Source organism: Acinetobacter sp. Brlt_5, from assembly GCF_051949055.1.
Classification (GTDB): domain Bacteria; phylum Pseudomonadota; class Gammaproteobacteria; order Pseudomonadales; family Moraxellaceae; genus Acinetobacter; species Acinetobacter indicus.
This window is the reverse complement of the sequence record NZ_JAYJLP010000005.1, coordinates 58081-83705: the sequence shown is the minus strand read 5'-3', so window position 1 is coordinate 83705 and position 25625 is coordinate 58081. Positions and strand designations below refer to the sequence as shown.

At 47.5% G+C, this 25625-nt stretch carries 25 protein-coding genes and 4 tRNA genes; 13 read left to right on the top strand and 16 right to left on the bottom strand.

Annotated features, from left to right (window positions below):
* Window position 1 precedes the first annotated feature (1 nt).
* Window positions 2–826 carry an SAM-dependent methyltransferase gene (locus VF685_RS05210; RefSeq protein WP_286384672.1) on the top strand — a complete coding sequence of 275 codons (825 nt, stop codon included), beginning with the start codon at window positions 2–4 and terminating at the stop codon, window positions 824–826.
* Between the two features lie 61 nt (window positions 827–887).
* Here the strand turns inward: VF685_RS05210 and VF685_RS05205 are convergent.
* The 3 genes from VF685_RS05205 to VF685_RS05195 form a co-directional block, all read right to left on the bottom strand.
* Window positions 888–963, bottom strand: a tRNA-Thr gene (locus VF685_RS05205).
* 223 nt (window positions 964–1186) lie between these two features.
* Entirely contained in the window at window positions 1187–1414 is a 228-nt protein-coding gene (locus VF685_RS05200) for a hypothetical protein (protein WP_005180651.1), read from the bottom strand.
* Window positions 1415–2185: 771 nt separating this feature from the next.
* Window positions 2186–2275 (bottom strand) — tRNA-Ser (locus VF685_RS05195).
* A 121-nt stretch (window positions 2276–2396) separates the two neighbouring features.
* On the opposite strand from VF685_RS05195, the gene VF685_RS05190 reads away from it, so the two are divergent.
* Window positions 2397–4277, top strand: a complete 1881-nt coding sequence (locus VF685_RS05190; protein ID WP_286384670.1) for a potassium transporter Kup — start codon at window positions 2397–2399, stop codon at window positions 4275–4277.
* An 89-nt stretch (window positions 4278–4366) separates the two neighbouring features.
* Here VF685_RS05190 and VF685_RS05185 read toward each other — a convergent pair whose 3' ends face one another.
* Window positions 4367–5014: a hypothetical protein gene (locus tag VF685_RS05185; RefSeq protein WP_104513219.1), complete on the bottom strand. Its 648-nt coding sequence runs from the start codon at window positions 5012–5014 to the stop codon at window positions 4367–4369.
* 264 nt (window positions 5015–5278) lie between these two features.
* Between VF685_RS05185 and VF685_RS05180 the strand changes: the two genes are divergently transcribed.
* Both VF685_RS05180 and VF685_RS05175 read left to right on the top strand, forming a co-directional pair.
* Entirely contained in the window at window positions 5279–6361 is a 1083-nt protein-coding gene (locus tag VF685_RS05180; RefSeq protein ID WP_163170455.1) for a DNA/RNA non-specific endonuclease, read from the top strand.
* 70 nt (window positions 6362–6431) lie between these two features.
* Window positions 6432–6677, top strand: a complete 246-nt coding sequence (locus VF685_RS05175) for a hypothetical protein (RefSeq protein ID WP_005180612.1) — start codon at window positions 6432–6434, stop codon at window positions 6675–6677.
* Between the two features lie 148 nt (window positions 6678–6825).
* On the opposite strand, the gene VF685_RS05170 is transcribed toward VF685_RS05175, so the two are convergent.
* Window positions 6826–7842, bottom strand: coding sequence for an AraC family transcriptional regulator (locus VF685_RS05170; protein ID WP_005180609.1), 1017 nt, complete (start codon window positions 7840–7842; stop codon window positions 6826–6828).
* A gap of 110 nt (window positions 7843–7952) precedes the next feature.
* On the opposite strand from VF685_RS05170, the gene VF685_RS05165 reads away from it, so the two are divergent.
* Window positions 7953–8585 carry a sterol desaturase family protein gene (locus VF685_RS05165; protein ID WP_163141051.1) on the top strand — a complete coding sequence of 211 codons (633 nt, stop codon included), beginning with the start codon at window positions 7953–7955 and terminating at the stop codon, window positions 8583–8585.
* A 424-nt stretch (window positions 8586–9009) separates the two neighbouring features.
* Here VF685_RS05165 and hisF read toward each other — a convergent pair whose 3' ends face one another.
* Window positions 9010–9768: an imidazole glycerol phosphate synthase subunit HisF gene (gene hisF / locus VF685_RS05160; RefSeq protein ID WP_005180605.1), complete on the bottom strand. Its 759-nt coding sequence runs from the start codon at window positions 9766–9768 to the stop codon at window positions 9010–9012.
* Window positions 9769–9881: 113 nt separating this feature from the next.
* Between hisF and VF685_RS05155 the strand changes: the two genes are divergently transcribed.
* Genes VF685_RS05155 through VF685_RS05145 form a run of 3 tightly spaced genes read left to right on the top strand, consistent with a single transcriptional unit; the run spans window position 9882 to window position 11901 of the window.
* Complete coding sequence (locus tag VF685_RS05155; RefSeq protein WP_005180603.1) at window positions 9882–10832, top strand: homoserine kinase; 951 nt, start codon at window positions 9882–9884, stop codon at window positions 10830–10832.
* Between the two features lie 17 nt (window positions 10833–10849).
* Window positions 10850–11476 (top strand): DUF1294 domain-containing protein, encoded by a 627-nt coding sequence (locus VF685_RS05150; protein WP_005180601.1) that lies wholly within the window; start codon window positions 10850–10852, stop codon window positions 11474–11476.
* A gap of 32 nt (window positions 11477–11508) precedes the next feature.
* Window positions 11509–11901: a DUF4870 family protein gene (locus tag VF685_RS05145; protein WP_005180599.1), complete on the top strand. Its 393-nt coding sequence runs from the start codon at window positions 11509–11511 to the stop codon at window positions 11899–11901.
* Between the two features lie 33 nt (window positions 11902–11934).
* Here the strand turns inward: VF685_RS05145 and VF685_RS05140 are convergent, their stop codons facing one another.
* The 6 genes from VF685_RS05140 to hisB form a co-directional block, all read right to left on the bottom strand.
* Window positions 11935–12870 (bottom strand): DMT family transporter, encoded by a 936-nt coding sequence (locus tag VF685_RS05140; RefSeq protein WP_005180595.1) that lies wholly within the window; start codon window positions 12868–12870, stop codon window positions 11935–11937.
* 87 nt (window positions 12871–12957) lie between these two features.
* On the bottom strand, window positions 12958–13689 hold the full coding sequence (gene hisA / locus VF685_RS05135; RefSeq protein ID WP_005180591.1) for a 1-(5-phosphoribosyl)-5-[(5-phosphoribosylamino)methylideneamino]imidazole-4-carboxamide isomerase: 732 nt from the start codon (window positions 13687–13689) through the stop codon (window positions 12958–12960).
* Between the two features lie 178 nt (window positions 13690–13867).
* On the bottom strand, window positions 13868–14536 hold the full coding sequence (locus tag VF685_RS05130) for a 3'-5' exonuclease (RefSeq protein ID WP_016658423.1): 669 nt from the start codon (window positions 14534–14536) through the stop codon (window positions 13868–13870).
* A 74-nt stretch (window positions 14537–14610) separates the two neighbouring features.
* Window positions 14611–15099, bottom strand: coding sequence for a DUF805 domain-containing protein (locus VF685_RS05125; RefSeq protein ID WP_104513225.1), 489 nt, complete (start codon window positions 15097–15099; stop codon window positions 14611–14613).
* Between the two features lie 151 nt (window positions 15100–15250).
* Window positions 15251–15868, bottom strand: a complete 618-nt coding sequence (hisH, locus tag VF685_RS05120; RefSeq protein ID WP_168370780.1) for an imidazole glycerol phosphate synthase subunit HisH — start codon at window positions 15866–15868, stop codon at window positions 15251–15253.
* Window positions 15868–16461 carry an imidazoleglycerol-phosphate dehydratase HisB gene (gene hisB, locus VF685_RS05115; RefSeq protein ID WP_005180581.1) on the bottom strand — a complete coding sequence of 198 codons (594 nt, stop codon included), beginning with the start codon at window positions 16459–16461 and terminating at the stop codon, window positions 15868–15870. The genes hisH and hisB overlap by 1 nt, the downstream gene beginning before the upstream one ends.
* Window positions 16462–16557: 96 nt before the next feature.
* Here hisB and VF685_RS05110 point away from each other — a divergent pair, with 96 nt between their 5' ends.
* The 4 genes from VF685_RS05110 to VF685_RS05095 all read left to right on the top strand — a co-directional run bounded on the left by VF685_RS05110 (window position 16558) and on the right by VF685_RS05095 (window position 18241).
* The gene (locus tag VF685_RS05110) at window positions 16558–16935 is read left to right on the top strand and encodes a GNAT family N-acetyltransferase (protein ID WP_016658426.1); all 378 of its coding nucleotides are present in this window, start codon (window positions 16558–16560) and stop codon (window positions 16933–16935) included.
* Window positions 16936–17133: 198 nt separating this feature from the next.
* Window positions 17134–17209: transfer RNA gene (locus tag VF685_RS05105), tRNA-Phe, on the top strand.
* A gap of 133 nt (window positions 17210–17342) precedes the next feature.
* Window positions 17343–17418 (top strand) — tRNA-Phe (locus VF685_RS05100).
* Between the two features lie 313 nt (window positions 17419–17731).
* Window positions 17732–18241, top strand: coding sequence for a hypothetical protein (locus VF685_RS05095; protein ID WP_005180572.1), 510 nt, complete (start codon window positions 17732–17734; stop codon window positions 18239–18241).
* Between the two features lie 82 nt (window positions 18242–18323).
* Here the strand turns inward: VF685_RS05095 and VF685_RS05090 are convergent, their stop codons facing one another.
* The 3 genes from VF685_RS05090 to ompR all read right to left on the bottom strand — a co-directional run bounded on the left by VF685_RS05090 (window position 18324) and on the right by ompR (window position 22534).
* Entirely contained in the window at window positions 18324–19841 is a 1518-nt protein-coding gene (locus VF685_RS05090; protein ID WP_005180567.1) for an acetyl-CoA hydrolase/transferase family protein, read from the bottom strand.
* A 207-nt stretch (window positions 19842–20048) separates the two neighbouring features.
* The gene (locus VF685_RS05085) at window positions 20049–21509 is read right to left on the bottom strand and encodes an ATP-binding protein (protein WP_005180564.1); all 1461 of its coding nucleotides are present in this window, start codon (window positions 21507–21509) and stop codon (window positions 20049–20051) included.
* Window positions 21510–21769: 260 nt separating this feature from the next.
* Entirely contained in the window at window positions 21770–22534 is a 765-nt protein-coding gene (gene ompR / locus VF685_RS05080; protein WP_005180561.1) for an osmolarity response regulator transcription factor OmpR, read from the bottom strand.
* 335 nt (window positions 22535–22869) lie between these two features.
* On the opposite strand from ompR, the gene VF685_RS05075 reads away from it, so the two are divergent.
* A complete protein-coding gene (locus tag VF685_RS05075; RefSeq protein ID WP_286384669.1) occupies window positions 22870–25206 on the top strand; it encodes a Tex family protein in 2337 nt (778 codons plus the stop codon).
* A gap of 51 nt (window positions 25207–25257) precedes the next feature.
* Here the strand turns inward: VF685_RS05075 and VF685_RS05070 are convergent, their stop codons facing one another.
* Entirely contained in the window at window positions 25258–25572 is a 315-nt protein-coding gene (locus tag VF685_RS05070; protein WP_005180556.1) for a hypothetical protein, read from the bottom strand.
* Window positions 25573–25625: the final 53 nt, after the last annotated feature.

Here is a 25625-nt window from a genome sequence, read left to right as displayed (position 1 = left end):
TATGCGCTGGCTTCAGGCAATTTTTCGACAGGCTCCTTCCTATAAATATGCAATCAATGCAGCGCTTTTGGGAGATCCTGCCGAGTTGCCCTGGAGCAATCTGGGCTACTGGCACTCATCTGCACAGGACTATCCGGCGGCGTGCCAGCAGCTGGCCGATCATTTGGCCGAAGCCGTTCAGTTGCAATCCACAGATCGGCTGCTCGATTTAGGCTGTGGACAGGGCGCCAGCCTGTTGCACTGGCAACAGCATTATCAACTCTCAAATATTACCGCCGTTGAACTGCAAACGACCTGTGTCGAGCAGATTCAAGCGCGCTGGCCAGAGCTGCCCATCTATGCGCAGTCTTTTTTAAATTTAAAAAATCTCATGCCTCTGGCGCCGTTTGATGTGGTGCTGTGTATTGATGCGGCCTATCATCATGCTTTGAATTCATTTCTGGATGCCGTGCAACCGGTTTTAAATTCAAAAGGCCGTCTGGGTTTTCACACCCTGATACTGTCACCGCAGTTTTTAAATTCAAATACTGTGCAGCAGCATTCTTATCGCGCTTTATTAAAGGCGGCGGATGTGTCGTTGCCGGAACTGAAAACCGCAGTACAACTGGAGCAGTGTTTGCAGGAACGCGGTTTTACCCAGATTCAGATTGAAGATTTATCTGCACCAGTGTTAAACGGATTTGCCGAATATATCCAGCAGCTGCACTGGCCGCAGCACAGTCCAGGTCTGGACCGGATCAAGATTGCCATGACCGCAAAGCTGTGCCGACGTTTATATAAAGATGGCTTGGTGAGATATGTGCAAGTGACCGCACACACGCAATAAAGCAGAAAAAATAGCGCCATAAAAACAACAAAGGCCCACTAAAATAGCGAGCCTAAGAAAATGGTGCCGGCACACGGATTCGAACTGTGGACCTACTGATTACAAGTCAGTTGCTCTACCAACTGAGCTATGCCGGCATTGTGGAGTTGCATTTTACAGATTTTTAATTCGGGCGCAAGCGAAAAAATAAGCAATTAAAAGTAGGCGACAGGCGCTGTTTTATTTTTATCCAGCTCTTGTTTTCGCGCTTAAACATCGTGGAAGAGGCAAGTTTCTGCTCAAGACAACAATAGCTCACGTTCAGGGTGAGCTATTGTTTTGAATTTAAAATAAAGGGGGGTTAAGTGCCGCAGAGGCGTGCTACTTGCTCCTTAAAATACGGTCTAAATCTTGTGCACATTCTTCAAGGGTAAAAGCCATATCGAGTTGCATTTGTGGTTTGAGTTCGTTGGCGAGAGATCTCCACTGCTCAATAAGTTTAAGGGCTTTTTGAATTTTATGTCGATTGAGGTCTTTGGCGATGGTGGGGGTATAACCACCACGTTTGGCATTTTTAATTTGTTTGACATAATTTGCGCTGTTATTCATGCTCGCTCCCGAATAGCAGTTTTTTGACTGATTGGCTTTAAACATCTTTTTTGGCACGATTAAATGAAGAATATTTTTTAAGTTAATAGTTTTAAACAGTTGTTTATTTTGCCTATTGTTCTCCTTGTTCTGTTTAGGTCTGTGTTTAACATAGCACAATGCTTGCTGCTGTAAAGCTTGCGAATTCTATGCTACTTTTTATTGTTGTAGCATGAGATGATGACTTTTTGTTGACATCTGTGGTTTAAAAACAGGTTGGAACTGTGGCAGGCTGTAACTTTCACATATATGCGGCAGGATGGCATAACCCGAAGATCATGCTTAACAACCCAAGAGATGAACGGGGAGTCAGAAAAATTGATGCTATTTTCAGCAAAGCCTGAGATGGTGCTGGAAAAATAAGCGCTTCAAGTTAATGAATTTATCAATATAGTTTTGAATTTGATAGAAAAAGTCTATCTCAGGTTTCCTATTTTATCTGTGTTAAAAACTTGACCATCCATTTAAATTTTAGGGAAGCAGATGCGATAGATGCTCTGCTTTTTCAACTATAAATTTAAATTCAAAAGCTGATGAATTTAAAACTTAGCGGATGTATTCAGGCTCAAGTTTTTAAATTCAAAAAAATAAAAGTACTGTTGTTATTTTAAAATCTAATCCAGAAACAATCAGATAATTTCACTGTCTGGAACTGAATAATTTTGAAAAAGCAGAAAAGTCGAAGCATAAAAAAAGACCCAAATTTTACAATTTGAGTCTTTTTAAACATTCTGGCGGTGAGAGAGGGATTCGAACCCTCGATACGCGTCAACGTATACACACTTTCCAGGCGTGCTCCTTCAGCCACTCGGACACCTCACCATAGGCCGTGGATAATACCCAAAAAAAGTCACTCTGCCAAGCTGAAACAATTGATTTGCGGAAAAACTTTTGGGCTGGTGCTATTATGCGCAAAAATACGGTCTATCCATGAAGACATTCTATGCAAAGTACTGCAAAAAAAGCCGCCCTGCCTGTGATTACCCTCGCGGCACTGGGCGTAGTTTTTGGTGACATTGGAACGAGTCCACTCTATGCCTTGCGTCAATGTTTCCTGACCGCACATCTGGCCATTTCTGAAGGCAGTGTTCTGGGGATTTTATCGCTGATCTTCTGGTGCATGATGCTGACCATCAGCTTTAAATACGTCACCATCATCATGCGCGCAGACAACAACGGCGAAGGCGGGATTATGTCGCTGCTGGCCTTAAACCTGCGTACCACCCGTATTTCCGAACAGAAGAAAATCTACCTGATTGCACTGGGCTTTATTGGCGCATCATTGTTCTTTGGTGATGGGATTATTACCCCGGCCATTTCGGTGCTGTCGGCGATTGAGGGGCTGAGTATTGCCACCCCGATGTTTAACCAGTGGCTGATTCCTTTATCTATCGGGATTCTGGCCGGACTGTTTCTGGTGCAGCGTCATGGCACCGGCATCATGGGCACCTTCTTTGGGCCGTTGACCCTGCTCTGGTTCCTGTCGATTGGCGGGGTGGGGCTGTGGAGTATTATCCAGACGCCGTATGTGCTGGCGATGGTCAGCCCGCACTGGGCCATCAACTTTGTGCTGGAACAGCCTTATGTGGCCTTTTTAACCATGGGCGCGGTGATTCTGACCATGACCGGTGGTGAAGCGATTTATGCCGATATGGGTCATTTTGGCCGCTTGCCAATCCGGATGGCCTGGTTTGTGATTGTGCTGCCATGTCTGTTATTGAATTACGCCGGACAGGGCGCCTTGTTGCTGCGTGATCCGGATGCGATTACCAATCCTTTCTATCTGCTGGTGCCGGACTGGGGTCTGTATCCGATGATTGCGCTGGCCACGGCTGCGGCGGTGATTGCCTCACAGGCGGTGATTACTGGCGTATTTTCGATGGTCAATCAGGCTATTCAGCTGCGTTATTTGCCGCGTTTATCGGTCAAGCATACCTCAGAAGTGGAACAGGGCCAGATTTATCTGCCGTTCATTAACTGGGTACTGTTTGTATCGGTGGTGATTCTGATTCTGCTGTTTGAAAACAGTGCCAATCTGGCCAGTGCCTATGGCGTAGCGGTGACCATGACCATGCTCTGCGGCACCATTTTAATTTCCATTCTGGCCTATGGTTTCTGGCGCTGGCCGGTGTGGAAAGTGCTGCTGTTTGCACTGCCTTTTTTAATTCTGGATCTGATTTTTGTCGGTTCAACCTCACTGAAAATTGTCGCCGGTGGCTGGGTACCAATTTTAATTGGTGCCATTGTATTTATCCTCCTGATGACCTGGAAAGATGGCCGTGCCTTGCTGATTCATCATCTGGAAAAAGATGCCTTGCCGATTGAGCTGTTTATTAAAAGTATCAGCATGGGCAATGACACCAAATTTGTGCCGGGCGAAGCGGTATTCTTGACTGGTACGCCGAATATCGTGCCACATGCGATGCTGCATAACATCAAGCACAATAAGGTGTTGCATGAGCGCAATATTATGGTGACGGTGGTGACGCGCGATATTCCGTATGTGCCGCAAGAAGAGCGGGTGCAGATTGAACGGCTAGATGAACGTTTTTACCGGATTTTTATCTATTACGGTTTTAAAGATCAGCCGAATATTCCGCGCGCGTTAAAGCAGGCCTATGATGAATTGGGCTTTGAATTCGACATGATGCAAATGAGCTTCTTTATTTCACGTGAACGCATTATCAGCACAGTCGGCGAAGGCATGGCACCGTGGCGGGAAAAGCTGTTTATTTCGATGCAGCGCAATACCAGTCCGGTCAGTGACTTCTACCAGATTCCGACCAACCGGGTTGTGGAGCTGGGCAGTCAAATCCAGATCTGATGCAACGGCGTGGTCTCAACGCAACTGCAATAAAAAAACCAGAGCATAGCTCTGGTTTTTTTTGGAGGATAAAAGCCTAAAACAGGTCTTTAATTGGCTTCATTCAGGCTTGGGGCTTCAGGTAAGGCTTGAACAGGCGCTTGCATTTGCTCGGCGCCAGCTTCAGGTGCGGCCTGAATAGCAGGGTCTGCCATTGGTGCTGCTTCTGGTGCAGCGGCTAAGGCTTCCTGGGTAACATCGGTTTCGGCTTCTATACCATTCACCGGCGCTTCAGCTGAGGAGTCCATCATGGGCGCTGCATTCTGGGCGGCTTCCGCTGCAGGTGCAGTCAACTCTGCTGCGGGTGGTTCAGTAATAGGCTGTGCGCCCTGGGCCAACGGATCAGTTGACTGGCCAGCCGGTACCGGTTGTGAGGTCAGCGCTGATGCATCGGGTGCAACCGCTTGTACCGGAGCATCATGGCCTGGTACCTGGGCGGGTGCATCTGCCGGAATCACATCCAGCTGCGGATTGGTCGGCATCGGCTGAACCACTTGCGGATTGGCTTCAGAGACAATGCGCACCTGACCGCTGGCCACGATATCCTGCAATGAACCCGGCTGACCATTAACCGTGGTCACCACTTTGGCTTTCGATAAGCTTTCCAGGGTATCACCCGGTTGAATGGGAGGTTCGGCAAAGGCAGTTGCACTCATTAAACCGGTAATCAGGCCGGCACCCAGTAATTTGGAATACATAGATTCCTCCATCAAATTTTTATCACACGATTTTTTCGTGAACTACCTTGGCATATAACACTGGCCTGACGCAACGCAGCACACTGAAAGCCATCCAGACTTATCATAAACTGTGTTAAAACTCTGACAGACTGTTACACAGTCACCGCCTGTACAGCGGTTTATTGTCTAATTGTTAAGCGAACAACAGCCAGAACATATACAAGCTGCAGACCCCTTGTTAAGCTCGGCCAATATGTGATTCTTATAGTTTTTAGCAGTGTAATGGCCAGAAAAAAGCGCAGTACAAATCCGCCTCTCTTTCCCTTTTTTCATCAAGGAAGTTTAAAAGTTGTTTTAGGTGTGGTGGCCGCTGGCAGTTTCGCGATTGCCTTTGGACAGGAAAAAATCAGCCAGTGGATGTCCTTGACACCAAGCACTTCGAATAGTGCCTGTCTGGAACAATTTTACCGTGATGTGCCGCCGTATTTAATTAAAGACAGCCTGCGCAAAGACAGTTATCCGCTGTGCTTTAATGGTTTTAATGTGATGTATTCCGGCGTGTCCAAAACCCCGCTGTGGGTGGCTGAAAGTCTGACCCCGGCGCGTTTAAGCCAGAAAATTCCCCGTGAAGACAGTTTCCATGAAGAAGAGCGGGTGAAAGAGCAGCACCGCGCGACCTTGGCGGATTATCGTGGTTCAGGTTATGACCGCGGACATATGGCCCCAAATGCGGATATGTCCAATAAAGCGGCGCAATACGACAGTTTCTCGCTGGCCAATATGGTGCCGCAAGCGCCGAAGAATAATCAGCAGGTCTGGCGTGAACTGGAAGAAGCCACCCGTGCGCTGGTGACCAAGCATAAACAGGATGTGTATGTCATCACCGGGCCGACTTTTAGTGGCAAAAAACTGAAAGCGATTGGTAATGGGGTGATTGTTCCAACCTCGGTGTATAAAGCCATTTACTTACCTAAAACCGGCGCAATTGGCGCCTACTACGCACCGAATGACAACTCCCTGCAGGTCAAGGTGGTCAGCGTCTGTTATTTAGAAGAACAGTTAGGCATTAACCTGTTTCCGCAGCTGACCGAAGAGCAAAAACGCAATACCTATAAATTGCCGCTGACCGCCAACGCAGTAAAAGCCAATAAACCACTGGAATATTCGCATTGGGATGCAGAAAGTCAGTGTGCTGAAGATGTTGTCCCGGAGCAGCTACAGGCCTTACAGCGTCAGTTTAAATCTGGCGGTAGCACGGCCACTGCCAGTGGTACAACCTTGGATGCCGAAACCCAGGATGCCATCATTAAGCAGTTGATTGAGGCCTTGTTGCACTATATCTTACAGTTAATGAATAAAAGCTGATCAGCACATATAAACGGCAGGATGAGCAATTGATCCTGCCACAACAACCAGCATTACGGCCGAGGTGGGTATGTTTAAACCGTTTCAACATGGGACAGAATCTCATGCCATTCATGATCTGACTGTCGAGAATGATCTGGACTGCGTGAATGTCTATGGCAATTTACAGCTCACCAAGGACCAGGCGGGTCTGGCTGCGGCTAAAGCCTTGCAGGCACTGCTGAATGAGGTGGTTGCGGCTCTGGAAAAAGAGCCAAATCTGCCTGAAAAAGTCCAGCGTACCGAAGTACGGGAAATCGAAAATCCTTTTCTTTGACATTCTTCCTGTCTTAGAGGACAGGGTTTTTACGCTCTAACTAATAAACTGTTCATTTAAAATATAAAAAAGCCCACCGAAGTGAGCTTGTCGGGCGTGCAGCAAGATTAGTCTTTCTTGCCAACCACTTTATACGCTTCAAATTAAACTAAAAAGATGAAAGATTGATTAAGTTGTTCTGACGCCATTGCTGTGGAGTGTGTTGGGTCCATTGTTTAAAGGCACGCTGAAAGGCACTCTGTTCCGAATAGCCGAGCAGCAGGGCAATTTCCTGTAGGCTTAAATGTGGATCTTTTAAATATTGTTCGGCCAGTAAGCAGCGCACTTCCTGAATCCGTTGCTGATAGGTGGTGCCTTGCTGCTGTAAATGCCGTTGTAGCTGCCGTACTGACAAATTCAGCTGTTGGGCAATATGCTCAATCTGGTACATATTGCGTTGTAAACCGGTCAGAATCGCTTGCTGTAAACGGTGATCAATCTGGGTGGAGTTTGGCAGTTTTTCCAGCAGTGCCTTGGCCTGTTGAAGCAATAAATGCTGTAAGGTCTGATCTCCCTGATAAAAGGGTTTCGACAGTTCCTGCAATGGCATCAGCACCTGGGTTTTTTCCTGGGAAAAACGTACCTTGCAATGAAAATACTGCTCATACAGCGCCACATGCCGTGGCGCCGGATTCTGGAAATGTACTTCATGCAGGCAAATATCCTGAAACTCCATAAAATGTTTCAGGAACTCCACCATCAGCGCAATGGCAATTTCATTGGTCAGTTGCGTGGTCATGGTTGGCGGCAGGTCAGCCCAGCGAATGGAGAGATAATTACCTTGCACTTCCACCTGTAACGGACTGCCGTCGTAGACCAGCCGGTGAAAGTCATGATAGCGTTGCAACGCTTCGCCCAGATTGTCACAGGACAGGGCAATATAGGCAATAATGCCCAGATGTTTGGGCTGCACCAGTGCGGCAATTTCCAGTCCCAACGCCGGACGCTGTAGCTGCTGTTCCAGTTCGGTCAGCAAGTCGCGCCAGAGAATATAATCAAAACGTTCCTGATGTTGAACCTGCTGTAATTTTTCTGGAACCGGCAGCTGTTGTGCTTGATAAAAGTCGTACAACAACTGGGCCAAGCCACCATAAATCGAGCCGGTATAATCCTTTATCCGTTGCATAGCTTGTCATTTTATTCTTGTCGTGATTTGTCAATCATATTCAATTTTTCCGTCAATATCTAGCCTGTGCCGACGCTTATAGTGAAGGAAAAGCACAGGAGGACTGGAGCATGTTAAAAGGATTTATTGCAGGTTTATTGGTGGCCAATGCCTTTGAATGGGTGGCACATAAATATGTATTACATGGTACCCATCGGCCGGGGCAGCCGCGTCACAGTCCGGTGCCACGTAGTATGCGTTCGCATTGGGAGCATCATCGTGAGGTGCGGAAAAATCAGTTTAATGATGAAAGCTATGTGATTGGCTGGTCGCACTGGCGCAATAAAAACGAGATTATTTCGCTGGCCGCCGCCGCGGGTGTGTTTGGGCTGGTCTTTTTCCCGATTTCCAAAGGCATGATGGCCGGCAGCATGTATAGCGCCCTGAATTATTACTATATTCACCGCCGTGCCCATTTGGAGCCAGAGTGGGCCAGAACAAAAATTCCCTGGCACTATGACCACCATATGAACAGCAATCAGGATGCCAATTGGTGTGTGACCAAGCCCTGGTTTGACTATATTCTGGGCACCCGGGTTATATCTTCACCCGATTTGCAGGAGCAGAATCCGCTCGGGATTGCCTTGCCACAGCCGCTGTCAGCACTGTTAAACCGCGGCGCGGAAAAATTCTTCCCGGCCAAATGGGTCGACCGGAATGAAAAGCCATCCCCAGATCTTGAGCCACTATCTAAAGCCAGTTAATGAGAGGGTTGTTTATCTGCTGAGCAAATTCATCGTTGATTGGCCCAAAGTCAGTATATTCGCGGAACAATAATACTGGATCAATTATGTGATAGAGATCAAATAAAACTGATTGAAAACAACTGCTTTGTAAGCTGTTGTCGTGAATTGTCAATAAAATTGGCGTTGATGGTCAATATCTGTTCAGGGAAGTTTTCTATAGTAAAGAAGCTGAAGATAGCGGCAGAACTTCTGCCTACATCGAAGGTGATTCTGTTGAAATATGTACGTTTTAATGCCAAGCGCTGTAGCAATTCTTGGTTTATAGGGAGTCTTCAGGACTCCTTTTTTTTATCTTCATTTTTTATTTGTTTTGCTTTGCCGCATAAAAAAAGAGTGTATGACTACACTCTTTTTCAGTTCTGAAATTTTTGAGCCAGCGGGCTTAAAGGCGCATTTCAATACCTTGTGCCGCCAAGTATTGCTTGGCTTCCGGAATGGTGTGCTGACCAAAGTGGAAAATTGAGGCCGCCAGAACTGCATCGGCGCCGCCTTGTAAAATTCCGTCTGCCAGATGCTGTAAATTGCCAACACCGCCAGAAGCAATGGTTGGAATATTGACGTGGTCATTAATGGTTCGCATTAGTGCCAGGTCATAACCGGCTTTGGTACCATCGGCATCCATAGAGGTAATTAGCAGTTCACCCGCGCCGTAATCAGCCATTTTCACGGCCCATTCAATTGCATCAATCCCGGTCGGTTTGCGGCCACCGTGGGTGAAAATTTCCCATTTGTTGTCGCCGGTTTTTTTGGCATCAATCGCCACCACAATACATTGTGCGCCAAAACGTTGTGAGGCTTCCTGCACAAATTCCGGATTAAACACCGCAGCCGAGTTAATGCTGACCTTGTCGGCACCGGCATTCAGTAATAAACGGATATCTTCGACCTTACGCACGCCGCCGCCCACAGTCAGTGGAACAAACACGGTTTCTGCCATACGCTCAACGGTACGGTAGGTGGTGTCACGGCCATGATGGGTAGCGGTAATATCTAAAAAGGTGATTTCATCAGCGCCCTGTTCGTTATAACGACGCGCCACTTCAACCGGATCACCTGCATCACGAATATCCAGAAATTGCACACCTTTCACCACGCGGCCGTTATCTACGTCTAGGCAAGGAATAATACGTTTAGCAAGCATAATTTTTTCCAGTCATTTCAGCTGATTATGAAACTCACCCACACAAGCGCTACACCTTGGCAGATGGACACGCTATTCTATCAAACTTATGTAAGATTTTTCGCAGGTTTTCTATGTCGGTTTATACGCCTTTGACTTTAAAGGAAGTTCAGGATTTTGCAGCCCCTTATGGACTTGAGGTGGTCGATCTGATTCCGATTCAAGGCGGTATTCAAAATACCAATTACTTTTTGGTGGCTCAGGACGGTACACACTATGTGTTGACCGTGTTTGAAGACATGGATGAACAGGCAGCCGGTGAACTGGTGCCGGTACTGGAACATTTGGGTCAGGCAGGTCTGGCTGTGGCGGTGCCGCTCAGTTATGCTGGCAAGGCCATCCACTCGATTAAACAGAAACCGGCCCAGATTGCGCCGCGTTTAATCGGCGAGCATCCAATGCCGGCCAGCATCGCTCAGGTGGAAGCCATTGCCGTGGCACAGGCCAAAATGCATGTGGCCTTAAAAGATTTTCCTTTAAAACGCGCTTTTGTCCGCGATCATGCGTACTGGCTGGCGGTATCCCAGGAAATTAAACCCAGCTTGAGCGAGGCAGATAAAGTCCTGCTCAGCAAATTGCTGGGACTGTATGAAGCGCTTACCGCGATTTATCCGGACCGTCCAAAAGGGTTTATCCATTCTGATTTATTCCGCGATAATACCCTGTTTGAAGGCGATCAGCTGCAGGGCATTCTGGATTTTTACGAGCTGAATCAGGATGAATGGCTGTTTGATATTGCCATTACCTTAAATGACTTCTGTACTGAGTATCCGCAGGTCAGCCTGAATGAAGACAAAGCCATGGCCTTTTTAAAAGCCTATGACCGCATTCGTCCTTTAACCGAAGATGAAAAAGCCTGTCTGGAGCTGTATCTGGCAATGGCTGCTGGCCGTTTCTGGATGATGCGTTTACAGGTGGCACAAAAAAATGCTTTGCAAGGACGCAGCGGTGACGCAATTTTGCAGAAAAATCCGCTCGAGATGCGTAATATGTTGATTGAACGCTTAAAGTTCGTCACAGCTTAAACATAAAGGGTAGGGAAATGCGCGATCAGGGCCGGTTAATTGAATGGTTTGATGACAAGGGCTATGGCTTTATTCAGCCCAATGATCCGGACAAAGACCGCGTATTTTTGCATATCAAGGATTTTGCCCGTCCGGGGCCGCGCCCGATTGTCGGTTGTGCACTGGATTATCAGGTCATTCTAGATGAACGCGGCCGCTATCGGGCCCAGCAGGTGGTGTATTTAAAAGCCTCGCAGGTCAAGCCGCGTGCTGATGTGGTGAGCAAGCCGCGGCAGCGTCCTGCGGCCAAACGTCCGGCCATGCAAATCCTGTGTGTGGCCTATATTCTCGTGCTGGCGGTACTGACCCTGACCGGTTTATTGCACGGCCTGCTGCTGTTATTGATCAGCCTGATGAATGCACTCAGCTATTGGCTGTATGCACAAGACAAGGAAGCGGCCCAACTCGGTCACCGCCGGATTCCGGAACAGAGCCTGCATCTGGTTTCGGCTCTGGGGGGCTGGCCGGCGGCCTGGCTGGCACAGGAAAAAATGCGACATAAAACACAAAAACAACCTTTTCGTAAAATTTATTTTTGTACAATTGGCTTAAATATTCTTTTGATTTTATGGTTTATTTCTCCTTTTAATCTGTTGACGCTCTGAGCATAGCGGGGCGGGGAGTGCAGGACAACAATATGAATACTTCCATTGACCGTGACCCGAATCGTAGTCTGACTTTTATTCTGTATCTTCTGTATATCGTGGCGATTTTTAGTGCCGGCTTGCTGGCAATCGTCGCGCTAATCATCAATTATGTAAAACGCGGCGCGGTACGCGGTTCGATTTTTGAAAGCCACTTTACTTGGCAAATTCGCAGTTTCTGGTGGTATCTATTCTGGAATATTGTGGCCTTTGTGCCGTTCTTTTTTATTTTCTTTATTGATGAAGACCCGAACCGCTTTGCCCAGGTCATTTTTGGTGCTTCGGCCTTCTGTCTGGCGGTGATTGGCCTGTCCTGGCTGTGGATTGTCTATCGGGCTATTCGCGGTATTATGCGCCTGAATGACAATGAGCCGATGTATTCTTAAATATCTGAATCATCAGACCGATCTTCCCAAAATTTAGTCCGGAAGATCGCTCGCTGATGGCGTGTGCTGCTGTTTCTGACGCAGAAATTTCGGTTTCCATTCACTGATAATCACGCCCAGCACCACCAGAAAACCACCGACCAAAGCCATAAACGGTAAACGCTCGCCGGCCAGACGGCCAAACAGCGACGCCCATACCGGTTCTCCGGCATAAATAATTGCCGCCTGTGCCGGGCTGACTGCGCGCTGCGCCCAGTTCATCACCAGCTGAACCAGTGCACTGGCCAGACCTAAACCGCCCGCCAAGAGCAGCAGCATCCAGGAAAATTGTGGCAGTTGCTGCTCACCGACCAGTGGCATGGCAAGAAAGGCAAACAGGGAGGCGAACAGCAGTTGAATCACCGTGACCCGTTGCAGATTGACCCGTCCGGCAAAATGGCTGATCAGGATAATTTCCAGTGCAATCGCAATGGCGCCGAGCAGGGTAATCAGCTGACCAAAACTCAGCTGTAGCTGCCCCAAACCATTGCCGGTCAGTAAAACCAGCCCGATAAAGGCACAGCTAGCGCCCAGCCAGATCATGATATGCAGCCGTTTCCGGAACAGCAGCCACAGTAAGATCGGCACCAGCGGCACATATAATGCGGTTAAAAATGCCGATTCACTACTGCTAATGGTCTGCAGCCCTACGGTTTGCGTACCATAACCAACGGTCAGGCTGGCCCCAATCAATGCACCGGCCCAGAGTTCTTTGGCTTGCACAGCGCGTAAATGCGGCAGTGAAATCAGCGCGACCGCCAGTGCAGCGGCGGCAAAACGGCAGCCGACAAAAAACATCGGGCTGGCATAATTCAGCGCCAGCTTGACTGCCACAAAGGTACCGCCCCACAGCATGGTAATCATGATCAGAGCCAGTTGCGGCGCTTTGCTGTTAAGTGTAGTTTTAAGGTTCACAGGGGCATCAGACATGGCAGATCAGCGAGTATTCAAAAAAAGACATCAACCCGGTGAGGGCATAAAAAAAGAGGCCCGAAGACCTCTTTCTGATAGCAGCACTTAGAGGGCTTGCTCATCGAGCAGCAATTGCGCTTCACGCAAATTCAGGCTGCCTTCATAAATGGCACGACCGGTAATCGCACCTAAAATGCCCGGCTGGCCTTTTAAGTTACGGACATCATCCAGATTGGTCACGCCGCCTGAAGCAATTACTGGTAAACCTGAATATTGCGCCAGATTCACAGTCTGCTCGACGTTTACTCCTTGCATCATGCCGTCACGGGCAATATCGGTATACACAATGCTGGAGACACCGGCATCGGCAAAACGTTTGGCCAGATCGGTGGCTTTCACTTCAGTCACGTTGGCCCAGCCATCGGTCGCGACCATGCCATTCATGGCATCAATGCCCACAATGATATGCCCGGCGAATTTTTTGCAGGCTTGTTCGACAAATTCTGGCTCTTGAACGGCTTTGGTGCCAATAATCACAAAAGATACGCCTGCATCGAGGTAGTGTTCAATGGTTTCAAATGAGCGAATACCGCCACCAATCTGAATTGGCAGGTCTGGCTGTGCCTTGGCAATGGCCTCGACCACCGGTTTATGGATTGGGGTACCTGCAAAAGCGCCATTTAAGTCGACCAGATGCAAGCGACGCGCACCTTCATTGACCCAATGCTGTGCAGTGGCCACCGGATCATCAGAAAATACGGTATCGTCTTCCATACGACCTTGTTTTAAACGGACACATTTTCCATCTTTCAGGTCAATTGCAGGGATGATCAGCATGCTTTCGCTCCTTGCTTCATCGGTTAAATTTCTTGCCGCCCATCTTAGCAATAAACGAAAATTTTCTAAATGCCATATTTGCATGCAAAAATAAAAACAGCCTGTGCTGTGTCAGGCGGTCAACAAAGGTTCGATGAAGAAAATCCAGCTGTCTGTGCAGCTTGATCTTCAAAGCGGTTTAGGGCGGGGTTTTAGATGGCCGGATTCTGAGTTTGAGCGAGGTATTGGGAATCTGTTTCGGCAACAGGCCCAAACGCAACAATTCTTCAAAAACCAGGACCGGAGCATAAGCATCGGCGGCGGCATATTCCATTTGTGCTGTGCTTAATACCGGATTGGCCCAGTTCGAGGTGCTGAGCCGTTTGCTTTTGGGAAAATAGACCTGAAACAGCAGCGCCATGGCATGTTTTAATCCGACCGGGTTTTTAAAGCCAAAGCTGTGAAAGCATTTGGACAGTTCCAGCACACTGTTCAGTTCTACGCCTTTTTTGCGAAACAGATGGGCATCATTTTTCAGGCCAAAGCCGACTTTAATCTGGTCACGGTTGGCGAAGATTGGCTTAAGAAAGTTCCAGATTTCCTCATTCATCTGAAATAGATAGGCCCGATCTAGTGTGGCCAGCTGAATCAGGTGCGGGCCATCCGACACTTCGCCACTTTTAAAAATCGGTTTGGATTCCGAATCAAAGCCGAGTACCGCTGCAATATTCAGTTCATGCGCATAGTGCTGACATTCGGCCAGCGTTTGAATCAGATGAATTTTAGAGGGTGGCAGACTTTGAAAGCGCGGCAGCTGTTCCAGCTGGCTGGAAGAGGGCATATGGGGTGATGTTGAAGATAAGCTCATGCCATCTTTTCCTTGGGCTGGCGATAAAAATAAGGCCTGAATTGTCAGGCCTTATTTTAAGCAAGCGGGACCTTTTAGGCCAGCACTGCACCAAAAATGGCAAAAGCAAATAGCAGTACCAACAGAATAATATAAATCCAGGCCAGCGCCGCTTCCCAGCCAGCCGTAGCACGTGGTGGACCATAGCTGTTAACACGTTGATCACCCGGGGCGAAAAACAGATACAGCATCAGCAACAGGTTGGCCACTGGAACCAGCATCAGTAACGACAGCCAGCCGGTATGGTTACGGTCATGCAGACGGCGGATGGTGAAAATAAACATCAGATATAACACCCCCAGATAAATCAGTGCGCCCAGCACCAGCGGGGTGAGCGGAATGCCGCCAGCAGGGTCAATATTCATCAGCCCGGGAAAGAGCAGGGCCAAAACCAGAAAAACCGGAATCATTAACAGTGCAATCAGGCAGTTCCAGGCCAGATAGGAGAAACGTCCAAAACGCCCCGCCGCGCTGAGTGCCGAATCTTGTGTCGTGATGTGTTGGGTATGAGTGGTGCTATGCATTTTTGAATTACCTGTTTTATTTTTATTGAGTTGTATAAAAAGCAGTCAAATATTACTAAAAATTGCTTAAAAAAGAAAGAAATAAAAAATAGCTAAAAACAAAGCCGGGACGAACCCGGCTTTATACATCTTGCGCAACAGAGGAAGGGTGTTAAATCTTCCAGTCGACAAAGTTCTTTAACAGTTGCAGACCAGCAGTATGGCTTTTTTCCGGGTGGAACTGGGTCGCGAACAGGTTGTCTTTGTGCAGGGCGGTACAGAATTGCAGCCCATAGTCACAGGTCGCTGCCACAATTGTGCTGTCTTTCGGCTCGACATAGAAACTGTGCACAAAATAGAAACGTGCATCCTGTTCAATGTTGTTCCACATTGGATGGCTCGGGTCAGCCTGATGCACCTGGTTCCAGCCCATGTGCGGCACTTTTAGCCCTTCAACCTCCGGGAAGCGTTTTACCACCCCTTCAAAAATACCCAGTGCATCGGCACCGCCATTTTCTTCGGAATGTTGCATCAGCGCCTGCATACCCACACAAATGGCCAGTACCGGTTTATTAAACACCGCCTGACGCACGACCTCATCGATCCCGGCTTCATGCATGCCTTGCATACAGTCACGCATGGCACCGACACCCGGAAACACGATTTTATCGGCCTGGGCAATCAGTTTCGGGTCATTGGTGACATCCACCGTAGCACCGACGTGTTCCAAAGCTTTGGCGGCAGAGTGCAAATTCCCCATGCCATAATCAAGAAGGGCAATACGGGTCATTACAGGGTACCTTTGGTCGATGCCACAGTATTGGCAGCACGTGGATCAATTTCACAGGCCATACGCAGTGCGCGCGCAAAGGCTTTAAACACGCTTTCAATCTGGTGGTGGCTGTTTTTGCCTTTCAGGTTGTCGATGTGTACGGTCATTAGCGAGTGGTTCACAAAGCCCTGGAAGAATTCAGAGAATAAATCGACATCAAAACGGCCAATGGTGGCGCGGGTAAATGGTACATCCATAAACAGGCCCGGACGACCAGATAAATCCACCACGGCACGGCTTAAAGATTCATCGAGTGGGGCATAGAAGTGACCATAACGCTTTAAGCCTTTTTTATCGCCCAGTGCCTGTGCAAAGGCCTGACCCAGGGTAATACCACAGTCTTCTACGGTATGGTGGTCATCAATTTCCAGATCGCCATCACAATGAATATCAATATCAAACAAACCGTGTCGCTTGATTTGATCAATCATATGGTCTAAAAATGGAATACCAGTGTTGAGTGTGCCTTGACCGGTACCGTCGAGGTTTAAACGAACTCGAATTTTGGTTTCGTTAGTGTTTCTTACCACTTCACTGATACGTTCTGTCATGGACACGTTCCTCAAAAAACGTTAAAAATGATGGATGTAAAAATGTTTCGCTGCGACGAAGTCCCAGCATATTAGATTGCTCAGGAGGGTTAATCAATGCCTATTACCGTACATGCTTATACTTCACTGGAAAATGATGAAGTGCGCAGCCAGCTTGAGCGACTGTATGACACCAGTCCAGAGTTTGGTGATGGCCAGGATGCGGTAGAGCAACTCGAGCAACATCTGAACCAGTATACCTTACTTTATACCGCAGAATTTAATACAAAATTAATTGGTGCAATTTGGTGTACCGGGCAGGGCGAAAGCAGGACCCTGGAATATATTGTGGTGCATCCGGCCAATCGTGGTCGTGGTGTGGCCGAGCGTCTGGTCAGTGAAGTCTGCCGCATGGAAGAAGCCAAAGGCGTGAATCAGTTTGAACCGGGCTGTGGCGCAATTCACCGCTGTCTGGCGCATCTGGACAAGCTCTAAGCGAGTTAAAATGAAATTCAAGAGAGGCCAAGCGCCTCTCTTTTTTTATCTGCTGGCCTGCAAATGACTGGAATCATGGGCGTTTCACTTAAAAAATAAGCAGACAGCGTACAAAATGCTGTAAAAGTAAACAAATACTTGAATTTATGCAAAAGCTGCTTGACGGCACCGGATGGAGATTGTTTAATACGCGTCATCGGCGTGATAGCTCAGTTGGTAGAGCAACGGATTGAAAATCCGTGTGTCCCCAGTTCGATCCTGGGTCTCGCCACCATATTCAAACGTTTAAACGTTTTCAATCCCTGATCCCATCAGGGATTTTTTTTGGGTAAAAAATACTCGATTAAATAAAAATGTCATGATTTATATTGACTAATTTCCCCAGATGCGGCTTAATACACGGCATCGGCGTGATAGCTCAGTTGGTAGAGCAACGGATTGAAAATCCGTGTGTCCCCAGTTCGATCCTGGGTCTCGCCACCATATTCAAAAAGCCCCTGCATTGCAGGGGCTTTTTTTATGGCATTTAAAAATGGCAGCATGATCTTTCATCTTTCATCTTTCATCTTTCATCTTTCATCTTTCATCTTTCATCTTTCATCTTTCATCTTTCATCTTTCATCTTTCATCTTTCATCTTTCATCTTTCATCTTTCATCTTCAAGATTCACTGGGTCTGATCAGATCGGGAACACAGTTACGCTAATAACAGCTCAATAACACGAATCCTGCTGAATAAGATTGCATTCTGGCGCTTAATAGAGAGACATGTTTCATTACTGTTCAGGAGGCCGTGTATGACGCGCTTTCAGATGTTCTCCTCGACTGTAATGATTATGCTGGGAATCGGCTCAACGTCGGTCTGGGCGCAACCCGAGCGTCTAGCAACGCTTCAGGTCATGGCAGAACCTGAACTACGTCAGGAAGTGGGCTTTATTCCGTATCAGGAAGATCGTGCAAAGCGTAAGGCATTACAGCACCGGATCATGCAAATTCAGCAGGACACTCAAAACCGGGTCATTGACCCGGACCCGCCTGTTCTCATTACCATGCCGGCCAAAGAACCGGTCAATATGGATCACCTTTCTCCCGCGTTGCAGCAGCATATTCTGGCGATTGCCGCCGGTCTGCAGTCGGATAACCCGCTACGTGGCCTGGAAACCCTGCTGGCGCCATTTCGTGGCCCGGATGGACAGATCCAGCTTGATTTACCCAATGTTTCGTTAGGCGTGGTCGATTATGAGATGAATCTGGGCAATAGCTTGTTCCCCGATATTAGCTCACAGTTACGCAACCCGACCCGATAATAGATGACGTGACAGGGGAAACTGTCCAGCCATAAAAAAACGCTCCAGAGGAGCGTTTTTTTAGATCTGATTCAGGCCAAGATTAAGCCGTTTTTACCGCTGCTTCTTGGGCCAGCATGTGACCATTTTCTTCGAAGTTGCTGTGCCAAGCCAACGCTTCACGTAACAGGTGAGGAGTGTGGCCGCCTTTTGCACATGCGCGGTCGAAGTAGTCGTTTAATGCATCACGGTACATTGGGTGTGCACAGTTGTCGATAATCGCACGAGCGCGCTCACGCGGTGCCAGACCACGAAGATCGGCAAGACCCTGTTCAGTCACCAGAATGTCAACGTCGTGTTCTGCATGGTCAATGTGTGATGCAAATGGAACAACAGATGAAATGTCGCCGCCTTTGGCAATAGACTTGGTCACGAAAATGGCCAGGTGAGCGTTACGCGCGAAGTCACCTGAACCACCAATACCGTTCATCATTTTGGTACCGCATACGTGAGTGGAGTTCACGTTACCGTAGATATCGAACTCAAGCGCAGTGTTGATGCCGATAATACCTAAACGACGTACTAGTTCAGGATGGTTTGAAATTTCCTGTGGACGCAGAACCAGTTTATCTTTGTACTGTTCCAGGTTGTTAAATACTTTTTCGCCGTATTTTGCAGAAAGGGTAATAGATGAGCCTGAAGCAAATTTCATTTTGCCCGCATCGATCAATTCGAAAGTACAGTCTTGCAGTACTTCTGAGTACATGATCAGGTCTTCGAAGTTTGATTCTTTCAAGCCGGTCAATACTGCGTTAGCGATTGAACCAATACCTGCTTGTAAAGGACCGAGGTTTTTCGGTAAACGGTCTTCAGCTACTTCTTTTTCAAAGAATGCGATCAAGTGGTTGGCAATTGATTGAGTCTCGTCATCTGGTGCAGTGACAGTTGATGGAGAGTCATGTAATTCGCTGTTAAATACGATACCAACGATTTTTGCAGGATCGATGTTAATTGCTTGAGTACCGATACGCTCGTCAACTTTGGTCAACGGAATTGGTTGACGGGTAGGACGATAGGTCGGGATATAAATGTCGTGTAAGCCTTCAAATGCCGGGCTTAAGTTGGTGTTGATTTCAACAATGACTTTTTCAGCAAAAATTGCAAAGCTTGCAGAGTTACCTACAGAAGTGGTTGGCACGATGCCGCCATCTTCAGTAATTGCAACGGCTTCAATTACCGCTACATCTGGCTTTTTCAGCTGCTGGTTACGCATTTGTTCAACTGTTTCAGACAAGTGCTGATCGATGAACATAACTTCGCCTTTGTTGATGGCTTTACGTAAAGTGTTATCCACTTGGAAAGGCAGACGACGTGCCAGTACACCGGCTTCAGTCAGTTGTTTGTCGAGATCGTTCCCTAAGCTCGCACCAGTAATTAATGTAATTTTTAGAGGATTCGCTTGTGCTTGTTTCACTAAAGCCAAAGGAACAGCTTTCGCTTCACCGGCACGTGTAAAGCCACTCATACCAACAGTCATACCGTCTTGGATGAATTGAGCAGCTTGCTCCGCACTCATAACCTTGTCATGTAGGGAAGCTAAACGGATGCGATCTAGGGACATGGTTTACTCTCGTTTGAAAAATCAGAACTGATGGCGATTGTACCCATCAAAAAAGCCATTTTGCATACCTGTTAGGCTAAGGTCTAATTTTTTCAAAAAATGCAGGTATAAATATATTTGATGCTTTTTATCTTGTTGAAAATTCAATAATAAAAATTAAAAGCCAAATCTTTACCAAGAACTGATTGATCAATGTTTAAGCATGATTTAGAAATGTTCTGTAATACTTTGCTTAATTTTTTCTAGGGTGCTACTGTTGTTTTTTTCATCATCTGGCTGTTCGGGCAGCGGTAAAGAGATGATGACTTCCAGTCCACCGTGCTCGCGATTGCGAATAATCAGCTCGCCTTGGTGAATATCGACAATCCGTTTCACAATGGCCAGACCTAAACCGCTACCTTGGACGGTACGTGCGGCATTCCCACGCACAAAAGGCTGCATTAAAGATTCAATCTGATCTTCAGGAATGCCTTCACCATGATCGGCCACACTAATGCAGATAAATTGTTCCTGCACTTTGGCAGACAGCTCAATCGGTTCAGTGCCATAACGCTTGGCATTGTTAATCAGGTTGCCAATCAAGCGTTTCAGCGACAGGCTGCGTGCCTGCAAAATCGGTAATTCTTCCGGGCTAAAGCGAATGTCCAGCGGTTTAAACTGGATCACCAGTTCCTGTAACAAGGCATTTAAATCGGTATCTTGCAGTTCTTCATCCGAGCCATCACGCATATAGGAAATGAACTGGTCCAAAATGGCGTCCATATCTTCGACATCGTAAATCAGGCCTTCTTTTAAAAAGTCTTCATCCGGCATCATTTCTGCACTCAGCCGAATCCGGGTCAGAGGCGTGCGCAGGTCATGCGAAATTCCGGCCAGCATAATCCGGCGGTCACGCTCGGTCTGTTCCAGGGTAAAAATCATCTGGTTAAAAGCCTGATTCACCTGACGGATTTCCAGTGGGCCGTGGTTGGTTTCTAAATAAGGCGCTTTGCCGGTTTGACTATAGGTGTTGGCCGCTTCCTGCAAACGGCGTAATGGCCGGTTCAGCTGACGCACCAAGGTCAGAATAATAATCGCAGACAGCAGTGGAATGCCGAGCAGCCAGCCAAACACCAGTTCCGGACTGTAGTTGGCATAGGTTTTTAATGGTTCACGAACCCAGTGGCCGTTCATTTCCGGGGTTTGAATCCAGATACGTGGGCTGGGCTTGAATTGGAAATACACGGTTACATCATCGGCTTTGAGTTCATTGGCCAGTTTTTTCTCGATTTGTCGGGTAAAGAATTCGGCAATAACCTTGTCACGGACATTCGGATATTCCTTGGGATCGGTAATGTATTCAATCCCGACCCGGTTTTTTAGCCAGGCATCCACATCGACTTCGGCATCATTATGGAAAATCCGTAATTCCGGATTGTTTAGAATTTCCAGTTCAACTGCCAGATAACGGGCATGTTGCTGGATTTCCGGCAGATACAGGGTGCGCCAAAAGAACCACAGTGACATAAACAGACTGAAAATCACCACAAACAGCACCAGCACGGTGGTCCGCATGGCAGCCGAGCGCGGTTTGATTTTATCCAGAAAGCGTTCCCACGGCGTGCGTTTGCGTTCTGAATAGGTTTCAAAGTCGGTAAAGTCTTGTGGATCGATGGGGTCGAGTTTCACAATGAGTCCTTTTTAAAAAGGGAAAGTTCTCCCCCAAAATTGGATACGCGTTAGGTCATCCGCAACTGTTTGAGGCAGGACTCAAGTAAATTACTTATGTTTCTGCGAAATATTGGTTGAAATGACGGAATTTGCCGAGTTTTGCGGATGACAATGGTTTTGCTTACTTTTGCCGAAACAAAAGTAAGGCGAACCGCAGGTTGTATCCCATCAGTGGGGAATAGACCGTAAGACTCCGTCATAGATTCGATGAGTGAGCTTTATTCCGCACCATCTGGAACAAAGACATAACCCACACCCCACACCGTTTGAATATAACGCGCACGTGCCGGGTTTTCTTCAATCAGGCGGCGTAAGCGAGACACTTGCACATCAATCGAACGTTCCATTGCGCCCCATTCACGGCCACGCGCCAGATTCATCAGCTTGTCGCGGGTCAGCGGTTCACGAGGATGTTGTACCAGCGCTTTTAACACTGCGAACTCGCCTGTGGTTAAAGTCACGACTTGACCTTCACGGGTCAGGGTACGGGTCGAAAGATCCAGTGCCCACGGTCCAAAGCTGACCACTTCCATCTGCTGGCTTGGTGCACCCGGGACTTCACGTACCTGACGGCGTAATACGGCACGAATACGCGCTAACAGTTCATTCGGGTTAAACGGTTTTGGCAGATAGTCATCGGCACCTGCTTCAAGGCCGGCAATACGGTCTGAGTCGCTGCCGCGTGCGGTCAGCATGATAATTGGCGTATCAATGCTGGATTGGCGTAAACGGCGGCAAATACTCAGGCCATCTTCAACCGGTAGCATGAAATCGAGCACGATCAGGGAAAACAGCTCGCGTTGTAACAGGCGATCCATTTGCGTAGCATCATGGGCAGTTTTGACCACGAAACCTTTATCTTCCAGAAAACGCTGTAACAGCGTACGCAAACGCACATCATCATCGACAACGAGAATGCGTTCAACGCGGTCAGTTTCGGTATGTACGGCATCTGTATTTTCAGCAGGTACAACTAAACTCATGATGTGCTCCTTTATTCTTTATTGTGGTCGTATGCAAAGCTTTCACTGACTTTGAGTATACGATTCATCTGTATGCCTTGACTATGCTCTAAAGCAACAAATATTGCAGTTAAAATCAAGACATAGATACCAAATATATACATCTATGATAGAAGATAAATCCCACAATTTGGGGAAGAAAAGGCCCTGAAATGATGAATTTACCGCAAAAATGTGAAATATCTGCGAATTGGCAAGAATCGCCATCTGTAAATTTCATAAAACAATTGTGGATTTTATGGGCCTGGTCTTTATAATCATGCCATTTAGTACTTATCCTTGTGGGATCAAACACGATGACTGACTTAGTTCAGCAGTTGGCAAAAGAACTTGCCGTACGTCCAAATCAGGTAGAAGCTGCCATCAAACTCATTGATGAAGGTGCCAGTGTTCCTTTTATTGCACGTTACCGTAAAGAAGTAACGCAGGGCTTAGACGATACGCAACTTCGCCAGCTCGATACACGTTTAGCGTATTTGCGTGATTTGTTTGAACGCCGTGAAAAAGTGATTGAATCACTAAAAGAACAAAATAAATTATCTGATGATTTATTGGCACGTGTGAATGCGGCTGAAACTAAAAATGCCTTAGAAGAAATTTACGCGCCGTACCGTCCAAAACGTACCAGCAAATCTTTTAAAGCCAAAGAAGCCGGCTTGGGTCCAATCGCAGAGAAAATCTTTGCAGAAGCGATTGATCCAGTAGAAGCGCTTGCAGGCTTTAGCCATGAAGATTATCCAGACCTGGAAAGCCAGCTCGATGCGATTCAGCATATTTTAATTGATGACTGGGCGCAAAATATTGCACTCACCACAGAACTGAAAGCAACCTTCGCCAAAACCGCCGTGCTGAAAAGTCTGGTGGCCAGTGATGAGAAAAAAGAAGTTGGTAAAAAATTCCGTGATTACTTCGATTTCTCTGAAAGCCTGAACAAAGTACCATCGCACCGTTTGCTGGCCATGCTGCGCGGCCGTCAGGAAAACGTGCTGGGCTTAAAAGTTGATGGTGAAGATGAAGCGCCACTGGCACGTATTGAAACCGAATACAACTTAGATACCGTGCAGCCACAAGCGCGTCAGGACTATTTAAAGCAGACCGCAAAACTGTTCTGGCTGGGTAAAGTTCGCCCGACCATTGAGCATTCCTTACTGACTGAAAAACGTCTGGCGGCTGAAGCAGAAGCAATGCAGGTGTTTGCTGAAAATCTCCGTCATCTGCTGCTGTCTGCACCTGCTGGCGCACGTACGACGCTGGGCGTTGACCCGGGCATCCGTACCGGTGTGAAACTGGCGGTAGTGAATGAATCAGGCGATGTATTGGCGCACAGCACTATTTATCCATTTGCACCAAAAGATGATAAGGCAGGTTCATTAACGGAACTGGCGCGTCTTTGCCGTGAATTTAACGTCGATTTAATCGCGATTGGTAACGGTACCGCAAGCCGTGAAACTGAAGCGTTAGTGGCTGAAATGATGGCCGCGAACAGCGACCTGAAACTGACCCGTGTATCAGTGTCTGAAGCCGGTGCTTCGGTTTATTCAGCTTCTGAACTGGCTTCACAAGAACTTCCAGAACTGGATGTGTCGATTCGCGGTGCAGTATCCATTGCCCGTCGTTTACAAGATCCATTGGCAGAGCTGGTGAAAATTGATCCGAAATCAATTGGTGTGGGTCAGTACCAGCACGATGTGAACCAGACTGGTTTGGCCAAAACCCTGGAAGCGGTGGTGGAAGACTGTGTGAACTCGGTGGGTGTGGATGTGAATACGGCATCTGCAGCAATTCTGGGTTATATCGCTGGTCTGAACAAATCAATTGCCCAGCAAATCGTGGACTTTCGTAAGGAAAATGGCCGTTTTGATAATCGTCAGGCCCTGAAAAAAGTGCCACGTTTAGGTGAGCGTACTTTTGAACAGGCGGCAGGTTTCTTGCGTATTCAAAATGGTTCTGAGCCACTTGATGCCTCTGCGGTGCACCCGGAGTCGTATGCGCTGGTGTCTAAAATTGTGGAAGCCAAAGCGACCACAGTCAAAGATATTATTGGCAATACTGAAATTATCCGTCAGGTCAATGCAGACGAATTTGTGGATGACCAGTTTGGTTTACCAACCATTCAGGACGTGCTGAGCGAACTTGAAAAGCCGGGCCGTGACCCGCGTCCGGAATTCCGTACCGCTAAATTCCGTGATGATATTACTGAAGTATCACAATTGTCTGAAGGCATGCAGCTAGAAGGTGTGGTCACCAATGTCACCAACTTCGGTGCCTTTGTGGATGTCGGTGTGCATCAGGACGGTTTAGTCCATATTTCTGAACTGGCCAATGAATTCGTGTCTGATCCGCATAAAGTGGTGAAACCGGGTCAAATTGTTCAGGTGCGTGTTTTAACGGTAGATGTTGAGCGTAACCGTGTGAACCTGTCGATGCGTCCGGAAGGTGCTGCAGCAGCGAAAGCACCACGTCAGCCACGCCGTGACCAAAACGAACAGCGTACTGAACGTAAGCCGCAGGGTAAACGTCCGCAACAGGCGCGTCCTCAGGGCAAAAAGCCGCAAGCGGCAAAACCACAAGACAATAAGATTGGTGGTTTAGGTGCATTGTTATTACAAGCCGGGATTAAAGGTTCGAAGTAATCTTTAGCTCTGAAAAAACCTCCCAATTGGGAGGTTTTTTTATTGCCCTATTTAATTGACCATCGGCACAATCCAGCTACATAAAATCAGCATAATGCCCAAATGCCCCAGCTTGCGGGTAAAACTCACCAGTGGCGTAGGCGGCTGTTCCAGCTGTTTGGCATATTCCTGCAAACTCAGCTTATTGGCAGCTTTACTGGAAAATAAAAACACACCTAAATCAATACAGATCAGAATCGTGCCCACATCGGCAATCAATTCCATCAGCTCATAATCCTGATGATACAGCGCCATCGCCACCTGATAGCCCAGAAATAGGGCAAAGGCAAAACACCCATATTGCAGAATAAGGGAAAAGGTCCGCATAGTCTTACTTTAACTGTTCAAAATGAGGGGTTTTATAACATAAAAAGACCTGT

Bases quoted from the DNA above. Each gene is read 5' to 3' on its own strand.
- VF685_RS05210 (WP_286384672.1), top strand. From the start codon at position 2: ATGCGCTGGCTTCAGGCAATTTTTCGACAGGCTCCTTCCTATAAATAT.
- VF685_RS05200 (WP_005180651.1), bottom strand. From the start codon at position 1,414: ATGAATAACAGCGCAAATTATGTCAAACAAATTAAAAATGCCAAACGT.
- VF685_RS05190 (WP_286384670.1), top strand. From the start codon at position 2,397: ATGCAAAGTACTGCAAAAAAAGCCGCCCTGCCTGTGATTACCCTCGCG.
- VF685_RS05185 (WP_104513219.1), bottom strand. From the start codon at position 5,014: ATGTATTCCAAATTACTGGGTGCCGGCCTGATTACCGGTTTAATGAGT.
- VF685_RS05180 (WP_163170455.1), top strand. From the start codon at position 5,279: ATGGCCAGAAAAAAGCGCAGTACAAATCCGCCTCTCTTTCCCTTTTTT.
- VF685_RS05175 (WP_005180612.1), top strand. From the start codon at position 6,432: ATGTTTAAACCGTTTCAACATGGGACAGAATCTCATGCCATTCATGAT.
- VF685_RS05170 (WP_005180609.1), bottom strand. From the start codon at position 7,842: ATGCAACGGATAAAGGATTATACCGGCTCGATTTATGGTGGCTTGGCC.
- VF685_RS05165 (WP_163141051.1), top strand. From the start codon at position 7,953: ATGTTAAAAGGATTTATTGCAGGTTTATTGGTGGCCAATGCCTTTGAA.
- hisF (WP_005180605.1), bottom strand. From the start codon at position 9,768: ATGCTTGCTAAACGTATTATTCCTTGCCTAGACGTAGATAACGGCCGC.
- VF685_RS05155 (WP_005180603.1), top strand. From the start codon at position 9,882: ATGTCGGTTTATACGCCTTTGACTTTAAAGGAAGTTCAGGATTTTGCA.
- VF685_RS05150 (WP_005180601.1), top strand. From the start codon at position 10,850: ATGCGCGATCAGGGCCGGTTAATTGAATGGTTTGATGACAAGGGCTAT.
- VF685_RS05145 (WP_005180599.1), top strand. From the start codon at position 11,509: ATGAATACTTCCATTGACCGTGACCCGAATCGTAGTCTGACTTTTATT.
- VF685_RS05140 (WP_005180595.1), bottom strand. From the start codon at position 12,870: ATGTCTGATGCCCCTGTGAACCTTAAAACTACACTTAACAGCAAAGCG.
- hisA (WP_005180591.1), bottom strand. From the start codon at position 13,689: ATGCTGATCATCCCTGCAATTGACCTGAAAGATGGAAAATGTGTCCGT.
- VF685_RS05130 (WP_016658423.1), bottom strand. From the start codon at position 14,536: ATGAGCTTATCTTCAACATCACCCCATATGCCCTCTTCCAGCCAGCTG.
- VF685_RS05125 (WP_104513225.1), bottom strand. From the start codon at position 15,099: ATGCATAGCACCACTCATACCCAACACATCACGACACAAGATTCGGCA.
- hisH (WP_168370780.1), bottom strand. From the start codon at position 15,868: ATGACCCGTATTGCCCTTCTTGATTATGGCATGGGGAATTTGCACTCT.
- hisB (WP_005180581.1), bottom strand. From the start codon at position 16,461: ATGACAGAACGTATCAGTGAAGTGGTAAGAAACACTAACGAAACCAAA.
- VF685_RS05110 (WP_016658426.1), top strand. From the start codon at position 16,558: ATGCCTATTACCGTACATGCTTATACTTCACTGGAAAATGATGAAGTG.
- VF685_RS05095 (WP_005180572.1), top strand. From the start codon at position 17,732: ATGACGCGCTTTCAGATGTTCTCCTCGACTGTAATGATTATGCTGGGA.
- VF685_RS05090 (WP_005180567.1), bottom strand. From the start codon at position 19,841: ATGTCCCTAGATCGCATCCGTTTAGCTTCCCTACATGACAAGGTTATG.
- ompR (WP_005180561.1), bottom strand. From the start codon at position 22,534: ATGAGTTTAGTTGTACCTGCTGAAAATACAGATGCCGTACATACCGAA.
- VF685_RS05075 (WP_286384669.1), top strand. From the start codon at position 22,870: ATGACTGACTTAGTTCAGCAGTTGGCAAAAGAACTTGCCGTACGTCCA.
- VF685_RS05070 (WP_005180556.1), bottom strand. From the start codon at position 25,572: ATGCGGACCTTTTCCCTTATTCTGCAATATGGGTGTTTTGCCTTTGCC.